General features: G+C 70.7%; 17 protein-coding genes. 6 read left to right on the forward strand and 11 right to left on the reverse strand.

What is annotated here, in order from left to right; genetic code table 11:
• Positions 1 to 6: 6 nt before the first annotated feature.
• Together QZH52_RS24970 and QZH52_RS24975 are read right to left on the reverse strand one after the other, a co-directional pair.
• Positions 7 to 696 carry a Vgb family protein gene (locus QZH52_RS24970; protein WP_301813284.1) on the reverse strand — a complete coding sequence of 230 codons (690 nt, stop codon included), beginning with the start codon at positions 694 to 696 and terminating at the stop codon, positions 7 to 9.
• Between the two features lie 48 nt (positions 697 to 744).
• A complete protein-coding gene (locus tag QZH52_RS24975; protein ID WP_301813285.1) occupies positions 745 to 1,965 on the reverse strand; it encodes a helix-turn-helix domain-containing protein in 1,221 nt (406 codons plus the stop codon).
• Positions 1,966 to 2,025: 60 nt separating this feature from the next.
• Here QZH52_RS24975 and QZH52_RS24980 point away from each other — a divergent pair, with 60 nt between their 5' ends.
• From QZH52_RS24980 to QZH52_RS24990, 3 genes are read left to right on the forward strand one after another with little or no spacing between them, the layout of a single operon-like run.
• Positions 2,026 to 2,604, forward strand: a complete 579-nt coding sequence (locus QZH52_RS24980; RefSeq protein ID WP_286521805.1) for a putative pterin-binding protein — start codon at positions 2,026 to 2,028, stop codon at positions 2,602 to 2,604.
• A 16-nt stretch (positions 2,605 to 2,620) separates the two neighbouring features.
• Positions 2,621 to 3,268: a dihydrofolate reductase family protein gene (locus tag QZH52_RS24985; RefSeq protein ID WP_301813286.1), complete on the forward strand. Its 648-nt coding sequence runs from the start codon at positions 2,621 to 2,623 to the stop codon at positions 3,266 to 3,268.
• A 59-nt stretch (positions 3,269 to 3,327) separates the two neighbouring features.
• Complete coding sequence (locus QZH52_RS24990; RefSeq protein WP_301813328.1) at positions 3,328 to 3,810, forward strand: glycerate kinase; 483 nt, start codon at positions 3,328 to 3,330, stop codon at positions 3,808 to 3,810.
• An 11-nt stretch (positions 3,811 to 3,821) separates the two neighbouring features.
• On the opposite strand, the gene QZH52_RS24995 is transcribed toward QZH52_RS24990, so the two are convergent.
• On the reverse strand, positions 3,822 to 4,811 hold the full coding sequence (locus QZH52_RS24995; RefSeq protein WP_301813288.1) for a recombination-associated protein RdgC: 990 nt from the start codon (positions 4,809 to 4,811) through the stop codon (positions 3,822 to 3,824).
• Between the two features lie 118 nt (positions 4,812 to 4,929).
• On the opposite strand from QZH52_RS24995, the gene QZH52_RS25000 reads away from it, so the two are divergent.
• From QZH52_RS25000 to QZH52_RS25010, 3 genes are read left to right on the forward strand one after another with little or no spacing between them, the layout of a single operon-like run.
• A complete protein-coding gene (locus QZH52_RS25000; protein WP_286535052.1) occupies positions 4,930 to 5,868 on the forward strand; it encodes a branched-chain amino acid transaminase in 939 nt (312 codons plus the stop codon).
• Between the two features lie 7 nt (positions 5,869 to 5,875).
• Entirely contained in the window at positions 5,876 to 6,088 is a 213-nt protein-coding gene (locus tag QZH52_RS25005) for a zinc-finger domain-containing protein (protein WP_301813290.1), read from the forward strand.
• Positions 6,089 to 6,103: 15 nt separating this feature from the next.
• Entirely contained in the window at positions 6,104 to 6,493 is a 390-nt protein-coding gene (locus QZH52_RS25010; RefSeq protein ID WP_301813292.1) for a hypothetical protein, read from the forward strand.
• Here QZH52_RS25010 and QZH52_RS25015 read toward each other — a convergent pair.
• From QZH52_RS25015 to QZH52_RS25050, 8 genes are all read right to left on the reverse strand, one after another.
• Entirely contained in the window at positions 6,424 to 7,647 is a 1,224-nt protein-coding gene (locus QZH52_RS25015; protein WP_301813295.1) for an O-antigen ligase family protein, read from the reverse strand. The two genes, QZH52_RS25010 and QZH52_RS25015, sit on opposite strands and share 70 nt — an antisense overlap.
• A 171-nt stretch (positions 7,648 to 7,818) precedes the next feature.
• Positions 7,819 to 9,009: a sensor histidine kinase gene (locus QZH52_RS25020; protein WP_301813296.1), complete on the reverse strand. Its 1,191-nt coding sequence runs from the start codon at positions 9,007 to 9,009 to the stop codon at positions 7,819 to 7,821.
• A 15-nt stretch (positions 9,010 to 9,024) separates the two neighbouring features.
• Entirely contained in the window at positions 9,025 to 9,738 is a 714-nt protein-coding gene (locus QZH52_RS25025; RefSeq protein WP_286535047.1) for a response regulator, read from the reverse strand.
• 123 nt (positions 9,739 to 9,861) lie between these two features.
• The gene (locus QZH52_RS25030; RefSeq protein ID WP_301813297.1) at positions 9,862 to 11,487 is read right to left on the reverse strand and encodes an NAD(P)/FAD-dependent oxidoreductase; all 1,626 of its coding nucleotides are present in this window, start codon (positions 11,485 to 11,487) and stop codon (positions 9,862 to 9,864) included.
• A gap of 5 nt (positions 11,488 to 11,492) precedes the next feature.
• A complete protein-coding gene (locus tag QZH52_RS25035; RefSeq protein WP_301813299.1) occupies positions 11,493 to 12,326 on the reverse strand; it encodes a beta-ketoacyl synthase chain length factor in 834 nt (277 codons plus the stop codon).
• On the reverse strand, positions 12,323 to 13,501 hold the full coding sequence (locus QZH52_RS25040; protein ID WP_301813329.1) for a beta-ketoacyl-[acyl-carrier-protein] synthase family protein: 1,179 nt from the start codon (positions 13,499 to 13,501) through the stop codon (positions 12,323 to 12,325). The genes QZH52_RS25035 and QZH52_RS25040 overlap by 4 nt, the downstream gene beginning before the upstream one ends.
• Before the next feature lie 111 nt (positions 13,502 to 13,612).
• A complete protein-coding gene (locus QZH52_RS25045) occupies positions 13,613 to 14,050 on the reverse strand; it encodes a type II toxin-antitoxin system VapC family toxin (RefSeq protein ID WP_301813301.1) in 438 nt (145 codons plus the stop codon).
• Positions 14,047 to 14,367: a FitA-like ribbon-helix-helix domain-containing protein gene (locus QZH52_RS25050; protein ID WP_301813303.1), complete on the reverse strand. Its 321-nt coding sequence runs from the start codon at positions 14,365 to 14,367 to the stop codon at positions 14,047 to 14,049. Before QZH52_RS25050 ends, QZH52_RS25045 begins: the two co-directional genes overlap by 4 nt.
• Positions 14,368 to 14,385: the final 18 nt, after the last annotated feature.

Here is a 14,385-nt window from a genome sequence, read left to right on the forward strand (position 1 = left end):
GGGGGTTCAGTTGGCGGCCGTCCCGGCCTTGCGCGTGGACGCCGGGCGGCGCACGGCGCGGACCTTGCCGCTATTGCCGCCGCCGCAATAGAAGAGATCCGCACCGTCGGACTCGAGCCCGCTGATGCCGACGCCGTGCGGCATCTCGAGCCGCTCGAGCACGGCGCCGCTCTGCGGGTGGATGCGGCGCAGCTCGCTCTCGTCGCCTTCCCAGGTGGCATGCCAGAGCTCGCCGTCGACCCAGGTCACGCCGGTGACGAAGCGGTTCGACTCGATGGTGCGCTTGACCGCGCCGGTCGCCGGGTCGATCTGGTGGATCTTGCGATCGCGGTACTGCCCTACCCACAGGCTGCCCTCGGCCCATGTGAGCCCCGAGTCGTAGCCATGGCCGGGGGCCGGGATCGACGCCACCACCTCGCCGGTGGCCGGGTCGATCTTGTCGATGCGCGACTCGGCGATCTGGTAGAGGTAGGTGCCGTCGAAGGCGGTGCCGGCATCGCAGGCGTGGTCCAGCGTGCGCGCGGGTTCGCCGCTGGCGGGGTCGAAGGCGACCAGCCGGGCGCCGGTGGCGGCCCACACGTGGCGGCCGTCGTGGGTGACGCCGTTCACCTTGTCGGCACCGGGGAACGGGCCGTACTCGCGCACGATCTCGGCCACCGTGGCCTGGGGACTGTCGTTGCCTGTCTGGCGGGTCATCGCTCTGGCTCCTTGTGAAGGGCCTCGAACCGGGGCCTTGGGACGACTCTATTCAATCGGGAGCGCGGTGGGGAGTAACAAGATCGTCGTGAAACCCGCCAGCGGCGGCGACAGCCAGCGCCGCGCCCGGGCCTGCCCGATCGAGCGCACACGGCCTTCGGCCTCCAGCTCGGCCAAGGCGCGCTGGACGGTGCGCTGGCTGGCCCCGAGCGCCAGCGCCAGGGCCGAGGTCGACCAGGCCGCGCCGTCGGACAGCAGCGCCAGCAGCGAGGCCTGGTCGCCGTCGATGGGCGGTGCCAGCACGACGGCCGGGCGCTGGTCGCGCGGCTTCAGGACGAAACCGCGCGGGGTGGCCTCGATCTGCGCCAGTGCCGCGACCAGTGCCCGCAGGCGCCCGATCTCGACCCGCAGCCGAGCCCGGTGCGTCTCGTCGGGGTGGCGGGTGCGGAACGCATCCGCGATCAGGGCTTCCCGATCGGCGGCGTCGGGCCAGGCTTCGGCGAGCGTGCGCGCCAGCGCGAACAGCACCGGCCGGCGCGCCAGCGGCAGCCAGGCGTCGCGGGTGCGCAGTCCGTGACGGCAGGCATCGATCATCAGCGCGCCGGAGGCCAGCAAGGCCGCGACCTCGCCGAGGCGCAGCGCCTCTTCGCCGTCGCGGGAAAGGCGCCGGGCGGCCGGATGTTCGAGCGCCGCCCGCGCCTCCGCCACCTCGGCCAGCAGTGCCGGCACGCGCGCGCGGGCGGCCGCCTCGTGGGCGCGCGCCAGCGCCGCCTGCGCCGGGCCGATGCGCAGCGAGCGCAGCGCCAGCTCGGCGATGGCCAGCTCGGCCACGGCCGCCAGCGACGCCGGCAGGCCCTGGGCATCCAGCTGCGCCAGTGCCGCCGTCGCTTCGTCGAGGCGGCCGAGCAGCAGCATCCGGCGCGCCGCGATCAGCCGCGCCTGCAGGGCGTTGGCGGGGTCGGCATGCGCGTCGAGCGTGGCCGCCGCCGCCGCCAGCGCGCGCGTCGAGCCGCCGAGGTCCCGCATCGCCAGCGCCACTTCGGCCTCGGCGACCACGCAGCGGGCCCGCGCCAGCGCTTCGTGGGCGCCGAAGCCGCGGGCCGCCAGCCGGAGCAGCTCGCGCGCCCGCGGGTGCTCGCCGAGCTGGGCCATGGCGATGCCGCGCAGTGCCAGCGCGGGCGGGTCGTCGCGCAGCGCGATCCGCTTGAGGGCACCGAGCGCATCGCCGGCGGCGAGCGCCCGCGCCGAAGCGGAAATCAGGGAATCCATGGCGACAGGCTACCGCGATCGTGGTGGACGGCGGCGGGCGCATCGCTTCACAATCGTCCGATGGACAAACGACATTTCCTGGGCAGCGCGGCGCTCGCCGGGCTTTGGCCCGTGGCCGGCGTGTCGGCGGCGGAGCCGGCGCGAGGCGGCCCGGGCCTGCTGACCGTCAGCGGAATGGTCGGCAAGACCAACCGGGGGCCGGTCGATCCGGCGCTCGACCAGCTGATGGTCAAGCACGGCGTCAAGTTCGACCGGGCCTATGTGCTGGACGCCGAGGCGCTGGGCCGCCTGCCGGCGGTCGGCATCAAGGCCACGCTCGAATACGACGCCAGGCTGCATGCGCTCGCCGGGCCGCTGCTGGCCAGCGTGCTGGAGGTCGCGGGCGTCACCGGCGACGTGATGCTGGGCCTGCGGGCGGTCGACGGCTACGTGGTGCCGCTGCGCCTGGCCGACGCGCGCAGCTGGCGCATGATCGTGGCCACCGAGATGGACGGCAAGCCGCTCGCCCTGGGCGGGCTGGGCCCGCAATGGGCCATCTACGAGGCCGACACGCTGGCCGCCTTCAAGGACAAGCCGCTCAAGGAGCGCTTTGCCCTGTGCCCCTGGGGCCTCTACAGCATCGAAGTCTCGCGCGCCTGAACCCGAGGAAACATCCATGGCCAAGCTTTGCGTCCGCAGTTTCGCGGTGTCCCTCGACGGCTACGGCGCCGGACCGAGCCAGGATCTCCAGCATCCGCTCGGGCTGCGCGGCCCCGAGCTGATGGAGTGGTTCTTCCCCACGCGCCTGTGGCAGACCATGCAGGGCGGCCAGGCCGGCGGCGAGACCGGCATCGACAACCGCATGGCCGAGCAGGGCTTCGAGGGCATCGGCGCCTGGATCCTCGGGCGCAACATGTTCGGGCCGGTGCGTGGCCCGTGGCCGGACGACAGCTGGAAGGGCTGGTGGGGCGACGAGCCCCCGTACCACACGCCGGTGTTCGTGCTCACGCACCATCCGCGCGCGCCGCTGGCGATGGCCGGTGGCACCGAGTTCCGCTTCGTCACCGAAGGCATCCACGCCGCGCTCGAGCAGGCCAGGGCGGCCGCGGGCGGCCTGGATGTCCGCGTCGGCGGCGGCGTGTCGACCGTGCGGCAGTACCTGGCCGCCGGTCTGCTCGACGAACTGCACCTGGCCGTCCGGCCGGTGCTGCTCGGCGCCGGCGAGGCACTGTTCCAGGGGCTCGACCTGCCGGCCCTGGGCTATGAGGTCGCCGAGAGCATCGCCGGCGAACGCGCGACGCACGTGATCCTGCGTCGGCGCTGAGTCGCCTGCCGCGCCTGCGCGCCGGCGCATCGGTCAAGCCGCCGGGCGACCGAGCGACAATCCACCCCATGAATTTCGGAAGACTCCTCGTTCCCGTCGGCGGCCTGGTGCTGCTCGGCCTGGCCTGGCGCAGTTACGGCTGGGGCGGCGTGGCACTGGTCGGTGGCGCGATCGTCATGTTCCTGCTGATGCATTTCAACCGCACGATGCAGGTCCTGAAGCGCGCGGCCGACCGGCCGATCGGCACCGTCGCCAGCGCCGTGATGCTCAATGCCAAGCTCAAGCCCAAGGCGACCTTGCTGCACGTGATCGCGATGACGCGCGCGCTCGGCGAGCTGCGTTCGCCGAAGGACACGCAGCCCGAGCTGTTCCGCTGGACCGATGCCGGCGGCTCCTGGGTCGATTGCACCTTCGCGGGCGGCAAGCTCGTCGAGTGGAAGCTGACCCGGCCGGAGGTGGCCGAGGACGAAGCCGCGGCGGACGCACCGAGCGCGGATGCGGTCAAGCCCGGCGCGGCGGACGCGCTGCGCCCGCCGGTGTGAGCTTGCCGGCCTTAGAACGGCGCTGAGTCGTCGACCAGCGCTTCTTCGGCGCCGGCCTTGGCGGGCGCTGCGGCGGCCGGTTCCGCGGCCGCGGTCCCCAGCTTCATCTCACCGCCCAGGGCCTCCAGCAGTTCGGGCACCAGCTGCCCCAACTCGCCGGTCGCGATCGCCGCGTTGGCATCGAAATCGTCTTCCTTGCCCGCCGAGGCCGGCGCATCGTCCAACGTGCCTTCGAGGAACACGATCTTGCGGATCTGGAGCCCCTCGGTGAGCTCGAACGAGACCCGGTCGTCCCAGGTCATCGCGAGCCGGGTCGGGCGCTTGCCGGCGGCGATGTGCTCGCGCACCTCGTCGATGTCCAGCGGGTGCTTGGCGTAGCGCACCACGGCCTTCGATTCGTCGGTGGCCTTGAGCTCGCACTCGCGGTCGATCGTGAAACCCGCCGGCGGCTCCTGGCTGGACAGCCATTCGGACATCGCCGCCGCCGGCTCGACCTGCGAGTTGACCAGCGCCACCGCGAAGCCGTCGAGCGACTTCACGAGGCTGGTGACCACTTCGTCGGCGCGTGCGGCATTGCTCGAATTCACGACCAAGCGCCGGGCCTTGGGGTCGATCCACACCGCGACCCGCGCATGGCGCGTGAAGGCCAGCGGCAGCAGTTCGTGGGTGACGTCTTCCTTGAGTTCCTTCTTTTCCTTCTTGCCGGGCTTGCGGCCGGTGGTGGCCTCGATCTGGGCGGCGCGCTCATCGACCTTGCGGCGCACCACCGAGGCCGGCAGGGTCTTGGTCTCGACCATGTATTCGAGCAGCCACTGGCCGCCCACCGATTCGGCCAGCGGGCCGTGTTCCTGGCCACGGGGCTCGACCCAGCCGGTGGCCTTTTCCTGCGACGGGCTGCAGGGGACGAAGCGCTGCGTGGCCAGCCCCTGCTCGACCTGGTCGAGCGACTGCGACCACGTGGCTTCGATGCGGTAGACGATGACGTTCTTGAAGACGGACACTGAAACCCTTTTATCTGGCTGGTTGGCAAAACCCACCATTGTCGGCCCGACGCTGGCGGCCCGCCGCCGTAAAATCGAAAGCTTTTGCGACATACCCCCCCGGTTGAAGGACAAAGACATGAGCGCACTGCCCCCCGCACTGGACGACCGTGACGGCAAGATCTGGATGGATGGCGAGCTCGTGGACTGGCGCGACGCCAAGATCCACGTGCTGAGCCACACGCTGCACTACGGCTGCGGCGTCTTCGAGGGCGTGCGCGCCTACAACACGGTCAACGGCACCGCCATCTTCCGGCTGGCCGAGCACACCGAGCGGCTGTTCAACAGCGCCAAGATCCTGCGCATGAAGATCCCGTTCAGCCAGGAACAGGTCAACGAGGCCCAGAAGCAGGTGGTGCGCGAGAACAAGCTCGACAGCTGCTACCTGCGGCCGCTGGTCTGGATCGGCTCCGAGAAGCTCGGCGTCAGCCCCAAGGGCAACAAGATCCACGCCATGGTCGCGGCCTGGGCATGGGGCGCCTACCTGGGCGACGAGGGCATGAAGCGCGGCATCCGCGTCAAGACCTCGAGCTACACGCGGCATCACGTCAACATCACGATGACGCAGGCCAAGGCGGTCAGCAACTACAGCAACTCGATCCTGGCCAACATGGAAGCGCTCGACGACGGCTACGACGAAGCGCTGCTGCTCGATGCCAGCGGCTTCGTCTCCGAAGGCGCGGGCGAGAACATCTTCGTGGTCAAGGGCGGCGTGGTCTACACGCCCGACCTGTCGGCCGGCGCGCTCAACGGCATCACGCGCAACACCATCCTGCACATCTGCAAGGACCTCGGCATCGAAGTCGTGCAGAAGCGCATCACGCGCGACGAGGTCTACATCGCCGAAGAAGCCTTCTTCACGGGCACCGCGGCCGAGGTCACGCCGATCCGCGAGCTCGACCGCGTCGAGATCGGCATCGGGTCGCGTGGGCCCATCACCGAGAAGATCCAGAGCGCCTTCTTCGACATCGTTAACGGCCGCAATCCCAAGTACGCCCACTGGCTCACCAAGGTCTGAAAAAACGATGTCCACCCCCAAGAGCACCATCGAACTCCTCGCCAAGGACCTGAACGACCAGGGCGGCGTGTTCTGCCCGAACCCCAAGGCCGACATGCAGCTCTGGAGCGCGCATCCGAAGGTCTACCTCGACGTCGCGCGCACCGGCGAGGCCAAGTGCCCCTATTGCGGCACCGTCTATCGCCTCAAGGCGGGCGAGGCCGCCGGCAGCCACCACTGAGCCTTCGGGGGGTCCGTGCGGGGCTTGTTCCTGGTCAACGTCAAGCTCGGCCGTGGCTCGAACGGCACCCTGCCTTCGACCCTCGCGGGGGCCTATGTGTCGGCCTACGCGACGGCCGCCGACCCTGAGTCCGCAGTCCGGCTTGCGGTCACCAGGCTGACCGCGAAGGGCTTCGAGTTCCTGGCCACCCAGGGCCCGATCAGCCGCCTCGACCCGCGCGAGTGGTCGCGCCATGTCGCGCAGTCGTGGCCCGAGTTCATCGACGAACTCCCGAAGCAGGACGACATCGAGGCCGGCCTCGAGCGCGAGATGGTCTTCTTCGGCCCCTTCGTGGGCTACGAGCGTACGCCCGAGGGCAGCAGCCCGCGCCACGAATCCCCCGGCGCCTGCGCCAGCCGCAGGTAGACCATCGCCACCCACAGCAGCGCGAGCCCGATCTGGGCATCGCGCAAGGCCGAGTTCACGCTGGTGGCGATCAGCATCACGAGGGTCGCGACGAAGGCCTGCCGGCCGGCGAAGTCGTCCCGTCGCCAGGCGATCCAGACCGCCACCCCCATGATGACGAGCAGGCTCAGCGCGCCGGGAAAGCCGCTCTGGGCGCCCATCCACAGGAAGTCGTTGTGGGGCATGTTCTTGTAGTCGAGCAACTTGGGGCCGCGCAGGTGCCATTGCTCGGTCCAGCCGCCGATGCCCCAGCCGGCGAAGGGCCGGTCGATCATCATGCGGGTGGTGTCGCGGTACATGTAGTAGCGCACCACCCAGCTGGCTTCCGAGATCTCGCCGGCCTGCGCGGCCTCGATCTCCTGGATGCCGACCGCGAATTTCTGCTGCACCACGGGTGAGTTCCACAGCACGCCGGCCGCAATCACGCCGCAGCCCATCAGCACCAGTGCCAGCACCTTGAGCTGGCGGCGCCACTGGTGGACGCAGGCGGCCATGATCGCCAGCAGCAGCGCCAGCATCGAGGTCCGCGAGGGCAGGCTGAAAGTGATGATCGCCATCACGGCGGGCACCAGCGCGAACGCGGCGATGGCCTGCCAGCGGCGATGCCCGGCGAGCGCCTCGAGTCCGTACACCGCGGCCGTGGCGGCCATGATCGTGAACAGGAGCGCGTTGCTGATCGACTTGTTGCCGAGCAGGATGAGCACGCCGCGCCAGGGCTCCAGCATCGGGAAGCCCACCGAGTAGTACAGCGCGATCATCACGATGTTGACCAGCCCGATGATCCAGAAGCCGCGCACGGCCCAGATCGCCTCGTCGCGGGTCAGGGCCAGGGCCATCAGGATGGTGGCCGCGATGCGCAGCCCATGGAACAGGTTGGAGCCGGTCTCGGGGTAGTGCGGCTCCAGCGCCAGCACCGCCAGCGTCCAGACCACGTAGGCCATCACCGGCCACCACATCGGGTTGCCGCGCAAGCGAAGGGCCCGCTCGCGCCAGCCGCCGGCGACCAGCAGCGCGACCATCAGCAGCAGGAAGGACACATAGGTCACGCCGACCGGCATGAACACCGTGAGCCCCCAGAACATGGCTGCGGCGCGAACGATGTGCGATCTCTGCATAGGGGGCGGATTTTAGAAGGTCCGTTGCTCGCCGCCCGGCCTTCATCGCGTGGCCGGCGCAGCCCGGCCCCTTCGTGGAACGCCGCGGAACCGGCTTCGCCGGGCCGCTGGCGTTGCCCCCCGGTAGGGGGGTGCCCGAACTACACGAAGTGAGGAGGCTGGGGGGCGAGCCTAATGCGGCAAGGTGATGACGAAGCTCGCGCCGCCGCCCGGCCGGTCCTCGCAGCGCACGCTGCCGCCGTGGCGCTCGGTGATCGATTTCACCAGCGCCAGGCCGAGGCCGACGCCGCCGTTGCGCTCGCTGGCGCCCGGCAGCCGGTAGAACGGCTCGAAGATGCGCTCGCGCTGCGTCACCGGCACGCCGGGCCCGCGGTCGTTGACGCGGATCTCGGTCTGGCCGGCGTGGCTGCCGATCTCGACGCTGGTCTGTCCGGCGCCGTAGCGCCCGGCGTTCTCGAGCAGGTTGCGGATCGCGCGGCGCAGCAGGCGCGGCACGCCGAGCACCGTCAGGGCGCTGCTGTCGGTGCCTTCCTTGACCTCGAGGTCGGCATCGACGCGGGCGCACTCCTCGGCCGCGAGGCCGGTCAGGTCGACTGTCTCGACGGTGCCCATGTCGGCCTCCTTGGCATCGAGCCGGCTGGCCAGCAGGATCTCGTCGATCAGCTGGTCCAGCTCGGCGATGTTGCGCGAGATCTCTTCGCGCGCGCCCGGGTTGGGCCGCTCGCCCATGAGCTCGAGGCTCATGCGGATGCGGGTCAGCGGCGAGCGCAGTTCGTGCGAGGCATTGGCCAGCAGCGACTTGTGCGATCGCACCAACTGTTCGATGCGGGCCGCCGCGGCATTGAAGCCGTTCGAGAGGTCGGCCACTTCGTCCTGCCCCTCCTCGGGCACGCGCACCGACAGGTCGCCTTCGCCCCAGCGCTGGACACCGCGCTGCAGCAGTTCGAGCCGCTTGGTGAGCCGGCGGACGATCGGATAGACGCCGAGCGCCACGATGAAGCCAACGATCGCCACCATCCAGCCGAGGCCGAAGGGCGTGCGCCAGGCCAGGATGCCCGGCGGCGGGCCGCCCGGCGGACGGCTGCGCGGTGCCACCTGCATGGTGAGGGCGCGGCCGTCGTCGAGCGTGACGTCGAAGGTGAGCCCGGCGCCCGGCACGCGGGTGGCTGTGCCCGAGCCGATCTGCTTGTCGTTCGAATCGAGCACCGCGACTTCGCGCGGCAGGGGCGCCAGCCGCTCGCGCTCGCTCTCGGCCGCCTCGCGCACGATCCAGTTGGCGGTCAGCGTGAGGATGAAGACGCCGGCCACCACCGCCAGCCAGATACGGACGTAGAGGTGGCGGCGGTAGAGGGTGAGCAGCATGGCGGCGCCCGCGCTCTAGTCCTGCTGCTTGGCGAAGACGTAGCCGACGCCGCGCACGGTGAGGATGCGCTTGGGGTTCTTGGCGTCAACCTCGATCGCGGCGCGGATGCGGCCCATGTGGACGTCGATCGAGCGGTCGAAGGCCTCGAGTTCGCGGCCGCGCACGGCCTCCATGATCTGGTCGCGGGTGAGCACGCGGCCGGCGCGCTCGGCCATCGCCACCAGCAGGTCGAACTGGTAGGAGGTGAGGTCGGCCGGCTCGCCGGCGACCGTGACGCTGCGGGCGTTGCGATCGATGTCCAGCGAGCCGAAGTGCATGACGGCCGGGCCTTCGGTCTCGCTCGGGGTCTCGCCGCGGCGCCGCAGCACGGCGCGGATGCGCGCCAGCAGCTCGCGCGGCTCGAAGGGCTTGGGCAGGTAGTCGTCGGCGCCGATCTCCAGGCCGATGATGCGGTCCATCGGGTCGCCCTTGGCGGTCAGCATCAGCACCGACACCTTGGCCTGGCTGCCGGGCAGCGCACGGATGCGGCGGCAGACTTCGAGGCCGTCGGTGTCCGGCAGCATCAGGTCGAGGATCACGAGGTCGGGCGAGCGCTGCTGCAGCAGCTCGAGTCCGCTCGCGCCGTCGAGGGCATGCGCGAAACCGAAGCCCGACTGGGTCAGGTATTCGCCCACCATCTGCGCCAGGCGGGCGTCGTCTTCGATCATCAGGAGTTGGGGGGTGCTCATCGGTAGTTTTCCGTGCGGCGTGCCACGGTGGTTGTACTCAGGTGGGTAGCTTGGTCCCACGCGGTCGCGTGGGCTTGAACGCTTCGTAAAGTTGGGTAAACCTTGGTGACGGCGATTTCACTTTCATGCGGGTGCAAACAGCAGCGTCTCGGTCTGAGTGCCCTCGGCCGCCGCGGGCGCCCGCGCCAGCAGGGCGGCCAGCGCCGCCCCGTCCAGGCCCGGATGATCGCGGGTCGCGCGCCCCAGCAGCTCGGCGGCCAGGGCCGTCAGCCGGTCGACCGACTGGCGCATGCGGCGCACGAAGGCGTCGTCGTCCAGCCTGTCGTTGAGGCTGCGGTTGAGCTCCGCGAACCACGGCAGCGCGGCGTGGTCGAGCATCACGGCCGGGTTGCGCCGATGGCTGACGGCCGACCAGGCGCGAAAGAAGGCCTGCACCGCGAGGTTGAGCTGCTGGCAGTGCTGGAGCTCGTCGCGCACCCGCCCCAGCACGGGCAGGTCGGTGAGCCGCTGCTGGAAGAAGATCTGCGCCAGCACGCCCCAGTAGTAGGTGTAGTCCCAGATGACCTTGGGCGGCAGCACCTCCGGGTCGCCGAACAGCGGGTACTGGTCGGTGTAGAGCGCCAGCGTGCTCTCGTAGAACGAGTGGTAGATCTGGTCGTAGAGCCGGGCCCGGGCCTCCAGCGCGTGGCCGGCGCGGTCGTGCGCGACCAGGTCGCAGATGTAGGTGTTGCCGACCGCGATGAAGTCGCTGCCCGGCGAATAGAAGGGGTCGAGGAACAGCCCGGCCTCGCCGGTGAGCGCCCAGCGCCGGCCCGAGAACACCTGCTTGCAGCCGTACGAGAAGTTGCGCATGAAGGCGAAGTCCTGCAGCAGGTGGCGCTTGTCGGCGAGCGCATCGTGCAGGCGCGGCTGCCAGGTCTCGAGCCACTGCATCGCGCGCTCGAAGCTGTCCATGCGTTCGAGCGGATGCAGCCGCGGGTCGGCCACGATGCCGACCGAATGCGAGCCCGAGGCCAGCGGGATCAGCCACACCCAGTAGCCGGCGCCGACCAGGTGGTTGGTCGACAGCCAGCGCGAACCGGGTTCGCAGCGTGCCCGCCAGCCGGGGTCGTCGGACCAGTCGTCGATCGCGATGCGTTCGCCGATGCGGAACCACACCGCGTTGCATTCGTGCGCGTTGGGCTGTTGCAGGCCGAGCTTGCGCTTGAGCATGCCGGCGCGGCCGCAGGCGTCGACCAGCCAGCGGGTGTGCAACGCCTGCGTGCGCTCGCCGTCAGACCATTCGAGGCGGTGCGGCGCGCTGGCGTCGTCGGCCAGGTCGATGCGGCGCACGGTCGCGCCGTCGATGAAGCGCACGCCCTGTCGCGCGGCCTCCTCGGCCAGGAAGTTCTCGAAGATGCCGCGGTCGATCTGGTAGCTCGGCACCGAGAGGTAGCGGCTGGCGCCGATCTCGGTCACCTGGTCGATGTCGCGCCGGCCTTCGCTGAAGAAGAAGCGGAAGCCGAACTTGCGCAACTGGGCGCCGTGCAGGTGCGGCTTGAGGCCCAGCACCGTGTCGAAGTAGTGGGCCCCGATCTCGACCGAGGACTCGCCCACCTTGTGGGCCGCGTGCGGCACCGGATGGGCGCGCCGCTCGAGCACCACGACATCGATGCCGGGAAAGCGCTGGCGCAGCTGCAGCGCCAGCGTCAGCCCCGCCAGACCGCCGCCCATGATGGCGACGTCGTGCGCGGGGCTGCTCGGGTCCATGGCCGTCAGCTCAGCGCTTCGAGCTGGAGTTCGGGTTGCAGCTGGACCTGCAGCGACAGCGTGGCCGACAGCGGCAGCGTCAGCGATTCGGATTCGCCGCGCGCCAGTGCCTCGAACAGCGGCAGCGCGTCGGCCATCGCGTTGACCTGCAGCGCGCGCGCCGCGTCGCTGCGCACCGGCGTCGCCGGCTGCGCGCCGGCCGCCAGCGACCATTCGAAGGACGCCACGGTGCGCGCGCTGCGCGTCGGCGAAATCACCAGGGCCACGGCCAGCATCTCGCGGCTGGTGGTCACCGAGGCCAGCGCGCCTACCGCCGGCATGTCGTAGCCGGCCAGCAGCACGGCGCGCTGGTCGGCCGCGCACTGCGCCGCCGCCTCGAGCAGTCCCGAGGCGAAGCTGCTCTCGTAGGCGGCGAGCGAATTGCTGGCCGCCATGCAGCCGGTGCCGATGGTCCAGTAGCCGACCGCGGCGTTGTGCACCGAGTTGTGGAACTTGATCGGCGACAGCAGCAGCGGGTCGGCCGCCAGCGTGCCGCACATGTAGTCGTTGATGCCGAGGTCGCCGTGGGCCGAGGCGAAGACGCAGGGCAGGTCGGCCGCGTTGCGGCCGGAGGCCGCGACCGCGGCGCCCGCCACCTCGAGCGCCAGCGCCACCGTGTCGGGCGCGCGGCGGCGCTCGGCCGGTGCCAGCAGTTGCGGCGATGGCCGCTTGGCCGGTGGGTCGGACGGCGCACCGTCGCCGCGGAAGACCGCGCTGGCGATCTCCCAGCCCGGCAATGTCGCAGCCCAGAAGGCCGGGCCTTCGATGTAGAGCGTGGGTGTCTTGTTGGTGGTGGTCATTCTGCGGCTCCCTTGCCGAAGACCAGCGAGCAGTTGTTGCCGCCGAAGCCGAAGGAGTTGCTCAGTGCATGGCGCACCTCGCCGCGGGCCGGCCGCAGCTTGATCTGCGGGCCGCACTCGGCGTCGAGCGTGGTGGTGTTGACGTTGCCCGGCTTGAGGCCGGTCTCGATCGCCAGCAGGCTGATCACGGCCTCGACGATCCCGGCCGCACCCAGCGTGTGGCCGGTGAAGCCCTTGGTCGAGCTGGCGTGCGTGGTGTCGGGAAAGCGGCGTGCCACCAGGGCCCCTTCGACCTCGTCGTTCTTGGTGCTGGCGGTGCCGTGCATGTTGATGTAGTCGATGGCGGCGGCGGCCAGGCCGGCGCGGGCCAGCGCATCGTCGAGCGCCTTTTCGGCGCCCAGGCCTTCGGGATGCGGGGTCGACATGTGGTGGGCGTCGCTGGCCTCGCCGTAGCCCAGCAGCTCGAGCGGGCCGCGGCCGCGCTCGAGCAGCGCGAATCCCGCGGCTTCGCCGAGGCTGATGCCGTTGCGCGTGGCGTCGAAGGGCCGGCAAGGCTCGGGCGACACCAGTTCGAGCGAGTTGAAGCCGAACAGCACGCTGCCGCACAGCGTGTCGACGCCGCCGACCACGGCCGCGTCGACCAGGCCCAGGCGGATCAGCCGTTCGGCCGAGGCGAACACCTTGGCGCTGGACGAACAGGCGGTGGAGATCGTCTCGGACGGGCCTTCGAGGCCCAGCGCCTGCTGCACGAAGAGCGAGAGCGAATGCGGCGTGTGCACCTTGGGGCGCTGCTGGTCGGCGGGGAAGGCGCCATCGGCCAGCTGCGTGTAGGCCAGCTCAGTCTCGCCGATGCTGGAGGTCGAGGTGCCGAGGATCAGCGCGATGCGGGTCGGGCCGTAGCGCTTGCGGGCGGCCGCGACTGCTTCCATGAAGCCGTCGGCCTGCAGGCCGAGCCAGGCGAGCCGGTTGTTGCGGCAATCCCAGGCGGCGAGTTCCTCGGGCAGGCGCAGTTCTTCGAGGCCGTCGACGCGGCCGATCCAGGTCGGCAGCGGCGAGGCGCCGAAGTCATTGGCCCGCAGGCCGCTGCGCGATTGCGCGAGCGCGTCGGCGAGGGCGGTCTTGCCCACACCGACGGCCGAGGTCGCGGTGAAGGCGCTGATCTTCAAGGGGGGGATGCGTGAAGGTGTCACGTTGGGCGGGGTGTGATGGCCAAAACACGACAGCCTACCAGCAGCACGGCGCCCACCGCAGTCGGCCAAGGCCTCGACCCTGCACCGCCGGGCGGTTCAGGGCAGGGCGCTCAGGTGCGCCTGCGCGGCGGCGGCGAGCTTGGCGTCGAAGGTGGCCAGTGGCGCTTTGAGCTCGGCTGCGAGCCAGAGGTAGGCGGCGTCATAGGCGGAAAGCTGATAGCGCACGGCCAGTTCGTACTGCGCGCCGAGATCGACCGGGTGCAGGTCGATGGCGTAGCCGGCGTAGTCGGCCAGCGCCAGCGCCAGGGAGTCGGCGGGCCAGGAATGCCGCCGCTTCTTGAGCGCGACGCTGACGATCTCGTGGTCGAGCAGGTTGGGCGCATGCAGCGCATGGCCGGCCAGGCGCGCCAGCGCGGCGTCGCGCGCCGGTTCGTCGAACAAGATGGCGACGATCGCGCTGCAGTCCACCACCATCGGCGGGCGCAGGCGATAGGCGGCCGGCGGCTCGGCCACGTGCAACGCAGGCGCGCTCAACGGGCGTCCCGGTCGGCGCGGACGATGTCGACCCCGAGCGGGCCGGCGTCGTTCGGCGACGGGAAGCGGGCGCGGTGCTCGGCGGCGATCTGCTCGATCGGCTTGCCGCCGCGCCGCACGATGGGCCGGCCGCCCCAGCCCATGCCCACCTCCTGTGCCGGCGCGGATGCAGGCCGCGGCGCGTCATCCGCGTCGCGCACCGCCTGCTCGATGATCGCCATCAGTTCGCCCTGCAGCGAGCGATGGTTGCGGGCCGCACGCTGGCGCAGGCGCTCGGCCAGGTCATCCGGAACGTCCTTGACCGAAAGGTTGGCCATGCAATTCCCTCCAAATTG

Origin of the sequence: Variovorax ginsengisoli (assembly GCF_030486595.1) — a bacterium.
GTDB classification, from domain to species: Bacteria; Pseudomonadota; Gammaproteobacteria; order Burkholderiales; family Burkholderiaceae_C; genus Variovorax; species Variovorax ginsengisoli_B.

Excerpts from the sequence above, each read along its gene's own strand:
- QZH52_RS24970 (WP_301813284.1), bottom strand. The coding sequence starts at position 696 with ATGACCCGCCAGACAGGCAACGACAGTCCCCAGGCCACGGTGGCCGAG.
- QZH52_RS25030 (WP_301813297.1), bottom strand. The coding sequence starts at position 11,487 with ATGGACCCGAGCAGCCCCGCGCACGACGTCGCCATCATGGGCGGCGGT.
- QZH52_RS25025 (WP_286535047.1), bottom strand. The coding sequence starts at position 9,738 with ATGAGCACCCCCCAACTCCTGATGATCGAAGACGACGCCCGCCTGGCG.
- QZH52_RS24975 (WP_301813285.1), bottom strand. The coding sequence starts at position 1,965 with ATGGATTCCCTGATTTCCGCTTCGGCGCGGGCGCTCGCCGCCGGCGAT.
- QZH52_RS24980 (WP_286521805.1), top strand. The coding sequence starts at position 2,026 with ATGGACAAACGACATTTCCTGGGCAGCGCGGCGCTCGCCGGGCTTTGG.
- QZH52_RS25035 (WP_301813299.1), bottom strand. The coding sequence starts at position 12,326 with ATGACCACCACCAACAAGACACCCACGCTCTACATCGAAGGCCCGGCC.
- QZH52_RS25050 (WP_301813303.1), bottom strand. The coding sequence starts at position 14,367 with ATGGCCAACCTTTCGGTCAAGGACGTTCCGGATGACCTGGCCGAGCGC.
- QZH52_RS25020 (WP_301813296.1), bottom strand. The coding sequence starts at position 9,009 with ATGCTGCTCACCCTCTACCGCCGCCACCTCTACGTCCGTATCTGGCTG.
- QZH52_RS24985 (WP_301813286.1), top strand. The coding sequence starts at position 2,621 with ATGGCCAAGCTTTGCGTCCGCAGTTTCGCGGTGTCCCTCGACGGCTAC.
- QZH52_RS25005 (WP_301813290.1), top strand. The coding sequence starts at position 5,876 with ATGTCCACCCCCAAGAGCACCATCGAACTCCTCGCCAAGGACCTGAAC.
- QZH52_RS25015 (WP_301813295.1), bottom strand. The coding sequence starts at position 7,647 with ATGCAGAGATCGCACATCGTTCGCGCCGCAGCCATGTTCTGGGGGCTC.
- QZH52_RS25000 (WP_286535052.1), top strand. The coding sequence starts at position 4,930 with ATGAGCGCACTGCCCCCCGCACTGGACGACCGTGACGGCAAGATCTGG.